This window comes from Mariniradius sediminis, assembly GCF_021491425.1.
In the GTDB taxonomy this organism is placed as follows: Bacteria; Bacteroidota; Bacteroidia; order Cytophagales; family Cyclobacteriaceae; genus Mariniradius; species Mariniradius saccharolyticus.
Map to the genome: position 1 here is coordinate 142,896 of NZ_JAKEVZ010000004.1, position 13,836 is coordinate 156,731.

Consider the following 13,836-nt stretch of genomic DNA (forward strand, 5'->3'; position numbering starts at 1 on the left):
CTACCTTTCTCGGGTAGGCATTCGCATTTTTCAGTGGTTTTTAATGATTTCAAAAAACCAAGTTTTTCATGTAGGCAGCGTTTTTTTCAGCCGCCTCCATGGGGTTGGTTCCTTCGAACCGCTCTTGTTCTACGATAAAATATTTCATCCCATTGTCCATTCCAGCCCTGAGGATGCTCGGGAAATCCATGATTCCCGTTCCAACGATGGTGGATCCGTTTGGCTCGGAGAAAGGCAAATCGCCGGATTTGTCTTTGACGTGGCCTAGCGTAAATCTTCCCGGATATTTTTTGATGTACTCGATTGGATCTTTTCCGGCGGTATACACCCAATAAGTGTCCATTTCAAAATCGACCAATCCCGGATCGGTATTTTCCATTAGATAGTCTTGGGGGATTTGTCCGTCCAAAAGGTCAAAGGTATAGCCGTGATTGTGGTAGGCGAATTTCACGCCGTGCTTTTTGCAAATCTCGCCTTGTTTGTTGAAATCGTCCGCCAACCTTTTGAAGTCGTCCATGGACTTTTGTGGACCGACCCAAGGGCAAATCAGGTATTGCATGCCGATCGAGCCGGCTTGTTCTGCTTGTTGCTCGAGGTTTTCGAAGGTATTGGCGTGCGAAGCTATGAACTTCACTCCCAAATCATCCATCAATTTCTTGAACTCCGTGGGGCTCATGCCCCAGAAAATACCTTTTCCTCCGTCGAACCCTTCCAATTGGGTATAGCCAAATCCCGCCACGGCTTTGATGGTGGCAATGGGGTCTTCAGCCATGTTTTCTTTGACCGAGTACAGTTGGAGGCCAAAGTCATCGAGGATACCCTTAGCCGCATCCAATATCGCATCGGTAGTGGATTCTTCCTTTTTGGCGGGACTGCAAAATTGGAGCGGAAGGAAAGCTCCCACGCCAAGCGCAGAGCTGATTTGGATAAATTTTCTTCTGTTTGTCATGCGGGTTGCTGGGTTTTGGTTCAAAATTAATTTCCCACGGTGACAGCCCTTTCAGTTTTACCGATCGGAAGAGCGCACCGTGGGAATACTCGATTTAATGCACAAATCGCAAATTAGATCGCATAGGCTTTGTCACCGGGTTTGTAATCGATACAGGGCTCATATCTCCCTGGGACTTCATAGTAGCGAAGTTGCTGCGTCGCTCCAATTTCCGATGTAAAGTAGCCCAAAACAGTCAAGTCTTGAAGCATTTTGACCACTGCGGCGTTTTTGTCTTCTGGATTTTCAGCTTTGGCTTTTAGTCCGTTAAGGTAGGAGGTTCTTTCTTCTACCGTTGCCTCCATGAAGTCTTTGCCTTGGCTAGCTTTGAAATCCTTGATAATGAAATTCAATCCATCTGTAAAGGCCTGTTGCTGTTCGGCGGGATAGGTATCTTTCACCATCATGACCATAAACTCACCGATCTTGGTGGCTTTGGCTCCGGGCGTATCTGTGGTCGGAATGATAGCTTCGCCGATCTCGTCCAGGAAAGCGATATCATCGGGACTGAATTCCAGTCCAATGATTTGGTGCTCGGGTTTGCAGCCGGTCAGGATGGCATTGGCACCTACCATAGCCCCGCCCATCATGATGACAAAGCTTTTGATTGCGTCACGTCTATTGATTGCCATGATTCAGTTCTTTTGAGATTAGAGATTTCTTTTCTTGAGTTCTTCGACCGCGAAATTCGCAGCCCGGGCTGTCATCGCCATGTAGGTCAACGAAGGGTTTTGTGCCGCCGCCGAAGTCATGCAGGCGCCATCGGTGACAAACACGTTCTTGGCATCCCATACCTGGTTATTGCCGTTGAGGACCGAGGTTTTTGGATCGCGTCCCATCCTCGCTGTTCCCATTTCATGGATGCCTTGGCCCATCGTGTAGCCTGCGTCAAAGGTTTTGACGTTTTTCAGACCGGCTGCTTCCAGCATTTCAGCGGCGTCATTCATCATGTCCACCCGCATTTTTTTCTCGTTTTCCTTGATCTCGGCATCCATTTCAAGTACGGCAATACCCCACTTGTCCTTGACATCCTTGCTGAGCTTGATGGTGTTTTCGTGATAAGGAAGTATTTCGCCAAATGCCGTGATGCCCATCGACCATGGTCCTGGTTCAGAAAGCGCTTCTTTCAATGGAGCCCCGAAATTGATCTCGGCTACATTTCGGCTCCAGCCTGATCTCGACGCTGCCCCTTGATAGCCAAAGCCCCTGAGGTAATCACGTTTGTCGTCACCGACATTTCTGAACCTTGGAATGTAGACACCGGTCGGCCTTCTTCCGAAATAGTACTTGTCTTCGTAACCCTCTGCTGTACCATTGGCACCCAAGCGGAAATGGTGGTCCATCACGTTGTGGCCCAATTCGCCCGAGCTGCTGCCCAATCCTTCCGGCCATATATCCGTCGCGGTACGCATCAGGATGGAGGTCGAACTGAAAGCGGAGGCGCAAAGGAAAATAATCTTGGCATTGAACTCATAGGTTTGGTTGGTTTCGCCGTCCACGATTTCTACCCCGGTTGCTTTTTGGCTGTCTTTATCATAGATAAGTCGGGTCACGATTGACCAAGGCCTCAAGGTGAGATTTCCTGTAGCCATGGCAGCCGGAAGGGTAGAGGATTGGGTGCTGAAGTACCCGCCAAACGGACAGCCAAGCGAACATTTGTTCCTGTACTGGCACTTGGTCCTGCCGGGTAGGTCTTGGGTAGCATTGGCAACCCGTCCGATTGTGACGAGTCTTTTCCCACCCCATTTTTCTTTCACCCGTGCGGCTACATCTTTTTCGACACAATTGAGCGGCATGGGTGGCTGAAGGTCGCCGTCAGGAAGGATTTCGTAGCCGTCCCTACTGCCTGAAATACCGGCAAATTTTTCCACATAACTGTACCAAGGCGCCAAATCCTTGTACCGGATCGGCCAGTCAATGGCAATCCCTTCCTTTAGATTTGCTTCGAAATCAATATCTCCCAAACGGTAGCTTTGCCTTCCCCAAAGCAGGGACCTGCCACCTACCTGATAGCCTCTGAACCAAGTAAAGGGTTTTTTCTCGATGTAGGGGGAATCAGATTCGTGTGCCCACCAGTCGAGGTTGAGTTCATTTAAAACATAATCCCGCTTGAGATTGGGGTGGTTTTCCAGCATCTCTGTAGTCCTGCGGCCACGGTGTGGAACTTCCCAAGGTGCTAGTGTGGCTGTCTTGTAGTCTGCCACGTGCTTCACGTCCGGTCCCCTTTCGAGCAAGAGCACTTTCAGCCCTTTTTCTGTCAATTCTTTCGCAGCCCAGCCTCCGCTAACTCCCGAACCGACTACGATTGCATCATATGAATTGTCTGCCATAATAAATTGGTATTGTTAATTGTTTTTTAAAGATCGCATAAAAGGACGGCTTTTTCCAGTGAAGCCATCTTGTCTGGGTTTTTTGGGACAAATTCCTGACAGAAATATCCCTTATATCCAGTATCCAAAATTGCCCGTACGATCGCCGGGTAATTCAATTCCTGTGTTTCGTCGATTTCATTCCGGCCGGGATTACCGGCGGTATGGTAATGTCCGAAATATTGGTGGTCCCGTTTGATAGTCCGGATGATATCCCCCTCCATGATTTGCATGTGGTAGATGTCGTACAGGAGCTTGAAGTTGGGTGAACCAACCATCTTTACCAATTCTATTCCCCAGGCACTGTTGTCACACATGTAGTCTTTGTGGTCTACTTTGCTGTTCAGCAGTTCCATGATGATCATCACATTGTGTTTTTCGGCCAATGCCATGATTTTTTTCAAACCCTCCGCACAATTCTTCAAGCCCGTCTCTTCATCCATTCCTTTGCGATTGCCGCTAAATGCGATCAGGTTCTTGTAACCGTTTTTCGCGACCAAAGGAATCACCTCGGTATAGCCGTTAATCAATTGTTCGTGATATTGTTTGTCGTTGAATCCCTGTACAATACCCATATCTGCGCCGTTGCACATCGAACATTCCACGCCATTGGCCTGCAAAATCTTCCAGTTGTTGGGGCCGATCAGGTCGATGGCATTGAATCCGATTTTCTTGATTCCTACACATAGTTGCTCAATCGTCATGGGGTTGAATGGCCAATGGCAAACGGCATGGTTGACGTTGCCTTTGAGCGGGGTTGCAGCTTTCATTTCTTCGATTGCAGAAGCGCTAAGCGGAAGCGTTCCGGCTGCCATGCCAGAAAGCAGTATTTTTTTGAGGCTGTTTCTACGGCTAAGTTGGGTCATATGAAGAGAGGGTTTTAATTGAATTTTTTTGAAACGGACTCGTTTTTGAAGAACACCAAAAATACGATGACCACCAAGATCGCGATGCCGGATGGAATCATCCAAATCGATTTCCAATCATGGCTGCCCGCCTCGGTGAGGAAAATGTCTGTGACTTGTCCCGCGATTGCGAAACCAATCAACATGCCGATTCCATAGGTAGCAAGTGTAATCAGCCCTTGGGCCGAGGATTGGAATCGTTCACCAGCCTTTGAATCGGTATAGATTTGTCCCGAGACAAAAAAGAAATCATAACAGATGCCATGAAGCGCAATGCCTACCAGGAGCAACCAGAGTCCACCATTGGCGTCTCCAAATGCAAATAGGAAATACCGCAATGACCAAGCAAGCATCCCAACGAGAATGGTCACCTTGAATCCAAATCTTTTAAAGAACAAAGGAAGTAACAGCAGGAAAAGCACCTCGGAAACTTGCCCGATGGTCATCTTTCCGGTTGGATCGGATACGCCGATTTCGGCTAGGAATGGGTTGGCGTTTTGATAATAGAAGGCGAGTGGGATACATATCAGGATCGAAGAGAGGAAGAAAACCGCATAGTTTCTGTCCTTCAATAAGCCCAAAGCATCCAATCCGATTAAATCGGAAATTTTGACCTTGTCGCTGCTCCTGCCTTTGGGTGGGGTTTTTGGTAAGGTGAAACTGAAAATCCCCAAGATAACGGAGGCAATTGAGGCCATCAGGAAGGTGTTGCGAAGCGAACCATCCGCGAGGCTTTCGGCAGAATCCCAAAAAAACACATAGCTGATCGTTAGGCCAGATGCAATCCAGCCGATTGTTCCCCATACCCGGATCGGGGAAAACTCTTTTTCAGGGTCTTTCATTTGCCTGAAGGAAACCGAATTGGCAAGAGCCAATGTCGGCATGTACAAAACCATATAGGCAAAGATGAAAGGATAAAAATCCGAGAAGCTTTGGGCTTGGTAACACGCATACAACAAGACTGCACCAACCAAGTGTAAAAAGCCCAGAATTCTTTCCGCATTGAAATACCTGTCCGCCACCAGCCCAATGATAAATGGTGCAATGATGGCCCCAAATGACTGGGTGGAAAATGCCGCCGATACCTGAGTGCCCGTTGCGTTGAGGTTAAGGCCGAGGAAGGTCCCCATGGTTACATACCAAGACCCCCAGACAAAAAAATTCAAAAACATCATGAGTGACAGCCTCAGTTTTGTTCCAAAAGGCATAGCGTATTCGATTTGGATTGATGAAAGGGGAAGGTAAAGTATCAATTTTTGGGAACAAATTCAGGTTTTTCCTTTATTTTTAACTGCTCCCAAAACCAGTTTCCAAATAAGTAATAATGAAATTGAGTTCTTGACCACTCATAACAACTTACTGCAATTGGTCATTTTAATGTGTTTCGTTGGGAGTGGAGACAAAATCATAATTTATCTTTCAGAAAAATTCTACCCAAAATAAATCACTTTTAAACACCATTAATCAGAATCCATAATGGCAGCTCAAAAGAAACTCAAAATGGGAATGGTCGGCGGCGGGCCGGGTGCATTCATCGGTGCGATTCATCGAAACGCCGCATTGATGGACGGACTAATCGAACTGACCGCGGGTGCATTCAGCAGCAATCCTGATAAATCCCGGCAGGCGGGCGAAGAATTGATGTTGGATCCTTCTCGGGTGTATGTTTCCTACGACGAAATGATCGAAAAGGAACTCGCCCTTCCTGAATCCGAAAGGATTGACATCATCAGCATCGTCACGCCGAACAACGTGCATTTTGACCCCACGAAGAAGGCACTCGAGAATGGTTTCCATGTGGTGTTGGACAAGCCCATGACCTTGACCTATGACGAAGCAAAGGCGCTTTACAAGGTCATCAAAGGCTCCGACAAGCTATTTTGCCTGACCCATACTTACACCGGCTATCCTATGGTGAAGCAAATGAAGCAGATGATCGCCAATGGTGAAATCGGTACCATTCGGAAAGTCTATGTCGAATATCCACAAGGATGGCTGTACAAGCTGCTCGAACACGAAAACAACAAACAGGCAGAATGGCGTACCGACCCCGCAAGAAACGGAAAGGCAGGCTGTTTTGGTGATATCGGAACTCATGCATTCAACCTCATCGAGTATGTCACAGGGATGAAGGTGGCCAAAATCTGCGCAGACTTGGATATCAAGGTTCCGGGTAGGCCAATTGATGACGACGGGGCCGTTTTGTTGAGATTCGAAAACAATGCTTCCGGTATCTTGACCGCTTCCCAAATCGACTGTGGTGCCGAGAACAACCTGAAGGTCCGTGTTTATGGAGACAAGGGAGGCCTCGAATGGCAGCAGGAAGACAACAACAGCTTGATAGCAAGATGGCCCGGGAGACCTGCCGAGATTTACCGCGCCGGAACAGGCTACTTGGGTTCATTGGCCAATGAAAACACCCGTACTCCCGCCGGACACCCGGAAGGATACATCGAGGCATTCGCAAATATCTATCGCAACTTCGCGAGATGCATCTATGCCCTTAGAAAAGGAGAACAACCGAAGGCAGAATGGTGGGATTTCCCTGGTGCAGAGGATGGTATCCGCGGGATGGCCTTCATTGAGTTGGTGCTGAAAAGTACCGCTTCTGAACAAAAATGGACACCGTTTGTAGTGAAATATTGAGATGGATAATTTATGATTTGCGAAATAGGCGCCAAGTACGAAGTACGATGTACCAAGTTTCGAGAACGAATAACTCAATAACCAATAACCAATAACCAATAATTCCCCAACTCACTCATCCAATTTTCCAATTTCCTAATTTTGAAATCTTTCAATCCCAATCAATAAACCTATGAAAACCATCAAAGGACCGGCGATATTCTTGGCACAGTTTGCCGATGACAAAGCGCCTTTCAACAACCTCAAAAACATCTGCCAGTGGATGTCAAAGGCAGGCTATAAAGGTGTACAGATCCCTTCTTGGGACGCGCGGATGATTGACCTGCAGAAAGCTGCGGAAAGCAAAACCTATGCGGACGAAATCAAGGGTATCGTCAATGAAACAGGAATGGAGATTTCCGAGCTATCGACACACCTTCAGGGGCAATTGGTCGCGACGCATCCTGCTTACAACGAACTTTTTGACGCATTTGCACCCGCCAGCCTTGCGGGGGATTTGAAAGGGAAGTCGGAGTGGGCTACCAAGCAACTGAAATTTGCAGCGAAGGCTTCCGCCAATCTGGGTCTGAATGCCCATGCGACGTTTTCGGGAGCATTGATGTGGCATACCGTTTACCCTTGGCCGCAGAGGCCCGCAGGCCTGGTCAATACGGGATTCACGGAGTTGGCCAAAAGATGGACCCCGATCCTGGATACCTTCGATCAATACGGTGTCGATGTTTGTTACGAACTGCACCCAGGAGAAGACCTGCACGACGGGATTACTTTCGAGATGTTTTTGGAAAAAGTCAACAACCACAAGCGCGCCAATATCCTCTACGATCCGAGCCATTTTGTACTGCAATGTTTGGACTATTTGCAGTTCATAGATTTCTACCACGACAGGATCAAAATGTTCCACGTCAAGGATGCCGAGTTCAATCCTACCGGAAAGCAAGGTGTCTACGGAGGCTTCCAAGGCTGGGTTGACAGGGCAGGAAGGTTCCGCTCGCTGGGCGATGGGCAAGTAGATTTCAGCGGTATCTTCAGCAAATTGGCGCAGTACAATTACGATGGCTGGGCGGTATTGGAGTGGGAATGCGCCATCAAGCATCCAGAACAGGGCGCGTTGGAAGGTGCACCATTTATCCAAGACCACATCATTCGTGTGACAGAAAAAGCATTCGATGACTTCGCTTCTGCCGGTGCAGACGAAGCATTCAACAAGAAAATCCTAGGCATTTAATTATTACCAATTCAAATATTTATGAAACTTTCAAAATCAATTTCTTTTGGCCTGATGGCCGTATCGCTCTTAACATACGCCTGCGGTGGTGGGGGTTCCAGTACTTCTACGACTACCGAGACGGTAGCCACGCCTCCGCCTGCGGCCGCGCCAGTAAGCCTTGAAGACAAATACAAAGATGACCCTGTGTTCATTGCGGGTTCTGCCAAAACCAAGGAAGCAGGCTGCACGGCCTGCCATATGGTCGAAAGGAAAATCGTAGGCCCATCCTATGCCGACGTAGCCGCCAAATATGAAAGCACGCCTGAAAATATCGAGCTTTTGACAAGCCATGTGATCAATGGACATGTGGGTACTTGGGGAGAAATCCAAATGCCTGCCCATCCGCAGTTGGCGAAGGAAGATGTAGAAACCATGGTCAAATACGTCCTTTTACTGAAGAAATAATGAAAAGAACTTATCTCTACCTGATTGCTGCCGGTTTCCTTGCTTTCGCCTGTGGGGGTAAACCTACCGAAACGACCACGGAGGTCGAGGAGGTAACTGTACAGGAGCCAGAATGGATTTCTTTGTTTGATGGTCAGACCTTCAATGGCTGGTCAAAATATGGCGGAGGTGAAGTGGGCAAAGGATGGAAAGTCCAAGATGGCGCCATTTACCTCGATGCCAAAAACAAAGCCAACTGGCAAGAAGGGGATGGAGGCGATATCGTGACCAATGAGGAATTTGAAAACTACCATTTGCAGGTGGAATGGAAAATTGCGCCAAACGGTAATTCCGGTATCATTTTCTTTGTACACGAAGCGCCTGAGTTTGGATATCCTTGGATGACCGGACCCGAAATGCAGGTCTTGGACAATGACGGACACCCAGATGCCAAGATCGTCAGCCACAGGGCTGGTGATTTGTACGACCTGATTGTTAGTGCTGAGGAGACTGTGAAGCCGGTGGGTGAATGGAACCTCGCTGAAATCATCGCCAAGGACGGAAACCTGGAACTTCACCTCAATGGGGTCATGGTAGTATCTACCACCATGTGGACGCCTGAGTGGGAAGCCTTGGTTGCCAAGTCCAAGTTCAAAGACATGCCTGGTTTTGGGAAGTACAAGAAAGGCAAAATCGCCTTGCAGGACCATGGAGACGAAGTATGGTTCAGGAATATCAGGATCAAGAAACTCTAAGGACCCAACACCAATGAGTAGAAAAGCCTTTGGGAAATCTTCCCGAAGGCTTTTTGCTTTCCAATAGAAATTGGGCTATATTTTATCCTCGCTATCGGTAGTCTGGCTAGCGTTTTTGCAGGAATTTATTTTTTTGAAAGATCATGGAGAAGCGTAAGGTTGGGATTTTAGGCTTGTTATGGATGCTGTTGCTGATTTCTTCCTGCACCAATCTGAGGCATGTGAGCGATTTTTCTGGCTCGGCAAAGAAAGGATTGGCGAGTTTCGAATCCTTGGGTTATGGATTTGAAAAAAGCTGCTTGGACAAGTGCTTCGAACAAAGTATCCAAAAACTCGATCTCAATCCGACCTGTCCCTGCCAACAGGAAGCGAAAGCCGATTCTGCGACTTTTGTGATCTATCAAGCTTTATCAGCCTATTTGGATGGACTCAATCGCCTTTCAGCCAATGAGACAGCCAGGTACAATGCCAAGGCTTTAACAGACCAGGTAGCCTCGGGTTCTTTTGGCGGCATTACGTTCAGTCCCGAGCAAGCTACGGCTTATATCAACATCGGCAATATCATCGGAAATGCCGTCAGCAACGGCTATCGAAAAAACAAGGTCCGCCAATACGTGACCGAGGCGGATCCGTCCTTTCAGGAATTGATCCGGTTTTTGGAATTCACCCTGTCAAGAAATCTGAAGGGGATTTTGCGCAATCAAACCAGCATGTCCCAAGTCACCTATTTTCAGTTGTACCGGGACCCGAGTCTTTCAGCATTTGAGAAAAGACAGGTCGCCCAGGAGTATTTTGCCAGAAAACGTACCCTCGAACAGTACGGGAAGGAGATTGACATTTACGTGCAAATGTTGGCTAAGATCGGTGTAGGGCATCATGAACTCGCGGAGAACATCGATCAATGGAGCCTTGCGGACCTGAAGTCGCAACTTTCAATCTTGGGTGGGGATTTGGAGGAATTGTACGGCTACTATAAAAAATTACAACCATGAGCACATTATCTGCCGAACAAGCCACGGAACTGGGCGACCAATTTTCCAAAATGGGCGACGAGATCAGAGATTATTATCTTGGGAATTTTGATGCTTTGAGTCATGAAGAGCGGGATACAATGTCGAAACAAATGATGGAAATGTGGTCCATGTCCAGCAGCATGTACACACTTTCGGCGGTGTTGGTTTTGGATGACTTGGAAACCAGTCTTCAGCAAATCCGGGGAATCGAGGCTGAAATTGGAACTACGCTTAAAAATCTGGCCAATGTCCAAAAAGCCATCGACATTACCGGTGCGGCTGTTGCCTTGGCTGCTGCTTTGCTCAGCAAAGACCCCAAAGCAATTGGAACGTCCATGGAGGGATTGGCGGGAAAAATTGCTGACGCGAAGACTGCCTGAGCAAATCATCTGTTTTCTTGGCTTCTTCATCCTTTTTTCGAAATCGATCAAAAGGTTCTATTTGACGGCGTTTGCCAAAGTATATTAGGTATCCATCCACCAATCCCAGCCATTTTCCATTGATACTTTTTGGGCAGGTATCTCAGGTGTTTTGTCCTTCAATGCCCTATATTAGAACTGGTTAATAACCCAAATAACCCTATGGATAGACGGAAATCTCTTAAGATCCTTGGAGGGTCTGCGCTCGGCATTGCCGGGTTAGTCCTGGCGGACTGGAAGTGGCAGCTTGTCGATCAAATGACCCACAAGGGCTTTTTCACTTTCAAGGAGCAGCAATTGATCACGGCAATTGCCGATACGATCATTCCGGCCGGCTTGCCACCAAAAGTCCCTACTTCAGATGCAAAGCCGATCGGTGCGCTAAGTACCGGGACGGACAAGTTTTTGTACCGGCTTTTTGAGCATTGCTATGAGCAGGACGAACAGGATTTGATAAAAAGTCAGCTGGCTGCCTTGGACCAGAAAGCAAAGGATACAACAGGGAAGGCCTTTGCCAAGAACAGCCAAGACGAAAGGGAAAAGTTGCTGCTGGCATTTGGGGAATCAGAAGATGAATCTGAAAAGAAGTTTTTTAACCTGATGAAATCCCAAACCATCATGGGCTTTACCACTGTGAAGGAAGTCATGGCTGATTACCGGGGCTATAAAGTCGCCCCAGGTTTTTTCAGAGGATGTGTGGAAGTGAACGCTTAACCTGAAACGAAATGCTACAAGATTCTAAAGATAAGAGAACATACGATGCCATAGTGATTGGTTCGGGCGCGAGTGGGGGATGGGCTGCCAAGGAACTGTGTGAAAAGGGCTTAAAAACACTCGTCTTGGAACGGGGCCGCATGGTCCGCCATATTGATGATTATCCAACGGCTTCCAAAGCCCCCTGGGAATTTGAGTTTCGGGGAGCAGTTCCGGTCGAAAAGCGATCTGGCATCGGAGCGGCCCGCTGGGCGAGGGAGGAGACGATCCATTGGGCACTGGCTGAGGACGAGCAGCCGATTATCGAAGAAAAGCCCTTCCGATGGTTCCGTGGCTACCATGTCGGAGGCAAGTCTTTGCTATGGGCGCGGGCTACACAGCGCTGGTCGGACTATGATTTTGAAGGTCCTGCGCGGGATGGGTTTGCCGTAGATTGGCCTGTTCGGTATAAAGATTTAGAGCCTTGGTTGGACTATGTGGAGACCTTTGCGGGAATTGCGGGAGGCAGGGATGGATTGGCGGAGCTGCCGGACTCGATTGTTCAGCCTGGATTTGAATTGAGCTGTATTGAAAATTATTACAAGGAGCAGTTGAAGAAAAACTATGGCTCTCGGCATTTGATCCAGGGACGTTGTGCGCACCTTACCGATCCGCAGGAAATCCACCTCAAGCAGGGACGCTACAAGTGCCAGAACCAAGGGATGTGCAACCGAGGCTGTGTGTATGGCGGATATTTCTCGGCCAATGCATCCACGCTACCCTGGGCTGAAAAGACAGGGAACCTGACCATCAGACCTGATTCGGTTGTTGAGTCCATCATTTATGATGAAGCAAAGGGCAAGGCCGTTGGCGTGCGCATCATCGACCGCGACACCAAGGACGCGATCGACTTTTATGCCAAGATCATATTTGTCAATGCTTCGACCATTGCTTCCAATGCCATTTTGCTCAATTCCAAATCATCACGCTTTCCCAATGGAATCGGCAACGACAATGGACTGATGGGGAAATTCTTGGCCTGCCATAACTATCGAGGCAAAGGTAGCGCAACTTTCGAGGGCTTTTTTGACAAAGCTACCGAGGGGCGTCATGCAGGACATGCGTATGTGCCACGGTTCAGAAATGTTTTCAAACAAGAAACAGATTTCCTCCGTGGCTATTCCATTGGGATGGCAGGCGGTAGGGGACTGGGGTCCGATACCAGTATGATCGGGCATGAATTAAGGGATAATCTATTGAACCAAAAATACGGCAACTGGCACATGTCTGCTTGGATGCAGGGGGAAACCGTCCCGATTGAATCCAACCATATGCGTCTCAGCACAGACCAAACTGATAAATACGGGATACCAAAAATCATCCTTTCAGTAGAGTGGACAGACAACGACGACAAGATGACCGCTGACTTTATCCAACAGCAAACCGAGATGTATGAGAAGGCGGGCTTTACCAATATCAAGGTCGAAGACTCAGGGGCACCTCCAGGATCAGATATCCATGAAATGGGCGGCGTCAGAATGGGCAGAGACCCGAAAACGTCCTTGTTGAATGAATGGAACCAATTGCATGCCTGCAAGAATGTATTTGTTTCGGATGGGGCAAGTTTTACAAGTACAAGCACCCAAAATCCCACGTTGATGTTTATGGCCTTTACTGCCCGCGCTGCCGACCATGCGGTGGAGGAACTGAATCGGATGAATCTTTGAGGGATGCACCCAGCCACCACTCAATATCTATACTACGCCTAGGCGGGCCTAATACTCCCTGCACTTGCTAAATTTCTCCTCAATTGAAAAAGTCTTTTCAATAAGCGTGTAGCTGGCTGTCAAGCAATTGTTTTCCCTATCCATTTGTCGGTAGTTTGCATATGGCCAATATTGGCTAACAACTTTCATTTTGGAAATGGTTTCCATCGATTTAAGTGTATCAAGTACAGGTAGAGACACATCGCTGTAAAAGATAGAATCCGAAATGATATGGACTCTTTTGAATACCATGACGGAATCATTTTTCATGGTAACTTCAATACTATCAACAGCGAGTTCAAAGGAGTCTATTTTGCCGACGAAGTTCGCCCTAAATGATCGAATGAAAATTGGCTTTCCAATTTCGATCGAATCCACGAAATAGATTTCTGAAGCGGATTCCAATAAGGCCTTTGCGAAACCAAGTTGTGGTAAAAAAAGAGCACCGAACGCCCTTTCAAGGCCACTTTCTAGATTTTTGCGTATCGCACAGGAATTGATAAGCACAGCGAAGAGGTAAAAAATCAGGATTTTTCTCATTTTGTAAAATTCGTTATTTTTTTCTTTAGGAAGCTGGATGATTTTTAGGGATTTGTTGAAAAGCGTAGGAACGATGCACAAGGAATGTGCT

The 13,836-nt window shown here is 47.7% G+C and carries 14 protein-coding genes; 8 read left to right on the top strand and 6 right to left on the bottom strand.

Going from position 1 to position 13,836, the window contains the following annotated elements; genetic code table 11:
• Positions 1 to 49: 49 nt before the first annotated feature.
• The 5 genes from L0U89_RS06740 to L0U89_RS06760 all read right to left on the bottom strand — a co-directional run bounded on the left by L0U89_RS06740 (position 50) and on the right by L0U89_RS06760 (position 5,470).
• The gene (locus tag L0U89_RS06740) at positions 50 to 949 is read right to left on the bottom strand and encodes a sugar phosphate isomerase/epimerase family protein (RefSeq protein WP_234860830.1); all 900 of its coding nucleotides are present in this window, start codon (positions 947 to 949) and stop codon (positions 50 to 52) included.
• 113 nt (positions 950 to 1,062) lie between these two features.
• On the bottom strand, positions 1,063 to 1,620 hold the full coding sequence (locus L0U89_RS06745; RefSeq protein ID WP_234860831.1) for a gluconate 2-dehydrogenase subunit 3 family protein: 558 nt from the start codon (positions 1,618 to 1,620) through the stop codon (positions 1,063 to 1,065).
• Between the two features lie 18 nt (positions 1,621 to 1,638).
• The gene (locus L0U89_RS06750; RefSeq protein ID WP_234860832.1) at positions 1,639 to 3,318 is read right to left on the bottom strand and encodes a GMC oxidoreductase; all 1,680 of its coding nucleotides are present in this window, start codon (positions 3,316 to 3,318) and stop codon (positions 1,639 to 1,641) included.
• Between the two features lie 26 nt (positions 3,319 to 3,344).
• Positions 3,345 to 4,223, bottom strand: a complete 879-nt coding sequence (locus L0U89_RS06755) for a hydroxypyruvate isomerase family protein (RefSeq protein WP_234860833.1) — start codon at positions 4,221 to 4,223, stop codon at positions 3,345 to 3,347.
• A gap of 14 nt (positions 4,224 to 4,237) precedes the next feature.
• Complete coding sequence (locus L0U89_RS06760; RefSeq protein ID WP_234860834.1) at positions 4,238 to 5,470, bottom strand: nucleoside permease; 1,233 nt, start codon at positions 5,468 to 5,470, stop codon at positions 4,238 to 4,240.
• A gap of 268 nt (positions 5,471 to 5,738) precedes the next feature.
• On the opposite strand from L0U89_RS06760, the gene L0U89_RS06765 reads away from it, so the two are divergent.
• The 8 genes from L0U89_RS06765 to L0U89_RS06800 all read left to right on the top strand — a co-directional run bounded on the left by L0U89_RS06765 (position 5,739) and on the right by L0U89_RS06800 (position 13,166).
• Positions 5,739 to 6,908: a Gfo/Idh/MocA family protein gene (locus L0U89_RS06765; RefSeq protein WP_234860835.1), complete on the top strand. Its 1,170-nt coding sequence runs from the start codon at positions 5,739 to 5,741 to the stop codon at positions 6,906 to 6,908.
• A gap of 172 nt (positions 6,909 to 7,080) precedes the next feature.
• The gene (locus L0U89_RS06770) at positions 7,081 to 8,133 is read left to right on the top strand and encodes a sugar phosphate isomerase/epimerase family protein (protein ID WP_234860836.1); all 1,053 of its coding nucleotides are present in this window, start codon (positions 7,081 to 7,083) and stop codon (positions 8,131 to 8,133) included.
• Between the two features lie 21 nt (positions 8,134 to 8,154).
• The gene (locus L0U89_RS06775; RefSeq protein WP_008625423.1) at positions 8,155 to 8,580 is read left to right on the top strand and encodes a c-type cytochrome; all 426 of its coding nucleotides are present in this window, start codon (positions 8,155 to 8,157) and stop codon (positions 8,578 to 8,580) included.
• Positions 8,580 to 9,314 carry a 3-keto-disaccharide hydrolase gene (locus L0U89_RS06780; RefSeq protein WP_234860837.1) on the top strand — a complete coding sequence of 245 codons (735 nt, stop codon included), beginning with the start codon at positions 8,580 to 8,582 and terminating at the stop codon, positions 9,312 to 9,314. The genes L0U89_RS06775 and L0U89_RS06780 overlap by 1 nt, the downstream gene beginning before the upstream one ends.
• Before the next feature lie 143 nt (positions 9,315 to 9,457).
• Positions 9,458 to 10,306, top strand: coding sequence for a hypothetical protein (locus tag L0U89_RS06785; protein ID WP_234860838.1), 849 nt, complete (start codon positions 9,458 to 9,460; stop codon positions 10,304 to 10,306).
• Positions 10,303 to 10,707: a hypothetical protein gene (locus tag L0U89_RS06790; protein ID WP_234860839.1), complete on the top strand. Its 405-nt coding sequence runs from the start codon at positions 10,303 to 10,305 to the stop codon at positions 10,705 to 10,707. The genes L0U89_RS06785 and L0U89_RS06790 overlap by 4 nt, the downstream gene beginning before the upstream one ends.
• A 201-nt stretch (positions 10,708 to 10,908) precedes the next feature.
• On the top strand, positions 10,909 to 11,460 hold the full coding sequence (locus tag L0U89_RS06795; RefSeq protein ID WP_234860840.1) for a gluconate 2-dehydrogenase subunit 3 family protein: 552 nt from the start codon (positions 10,909 to 10,911) through the stop codon (positions 11,458 to 11,460).
• A gap of 11 nt (positions 11,461 to 11,471) precedes the next feature.
• Positions 11,472 to 13,166 carry a GMC oxidoreductase gene (locus tag L0U89_RS06800; RefSeq protein ID WP_234860841.1) on the top strand — a complete coding sequence of 565 codons (1,695 nt, stop codon included), beginning with the start codon at positions 11,472 to 11,474 and terminating at the stop codon, positions 13,164 to 13,166.
• A gap of 48 nt (positions 13,167 to 13,214) precedes the next feature.
• Here the strand turns inward: L0U89_RS06800 and L0U89_RS06805 are convergent, their stop codons facing one another.
• Positions 13,215 to 13,745 carry a hypothetical protein gene (locus tag L0U89_RS06805; protein ID WP_234860842.1) on the bottom strand — a complete coding sequence of 177 codons (531 nt, stop codon included), beginning with the start codon at positions 13,743 to 13,745 and terminating at the stop codon, positions 13,215 to 13,217.
• Positions 13,746 to 13,836: the final 91 nt, after the last annotated feature.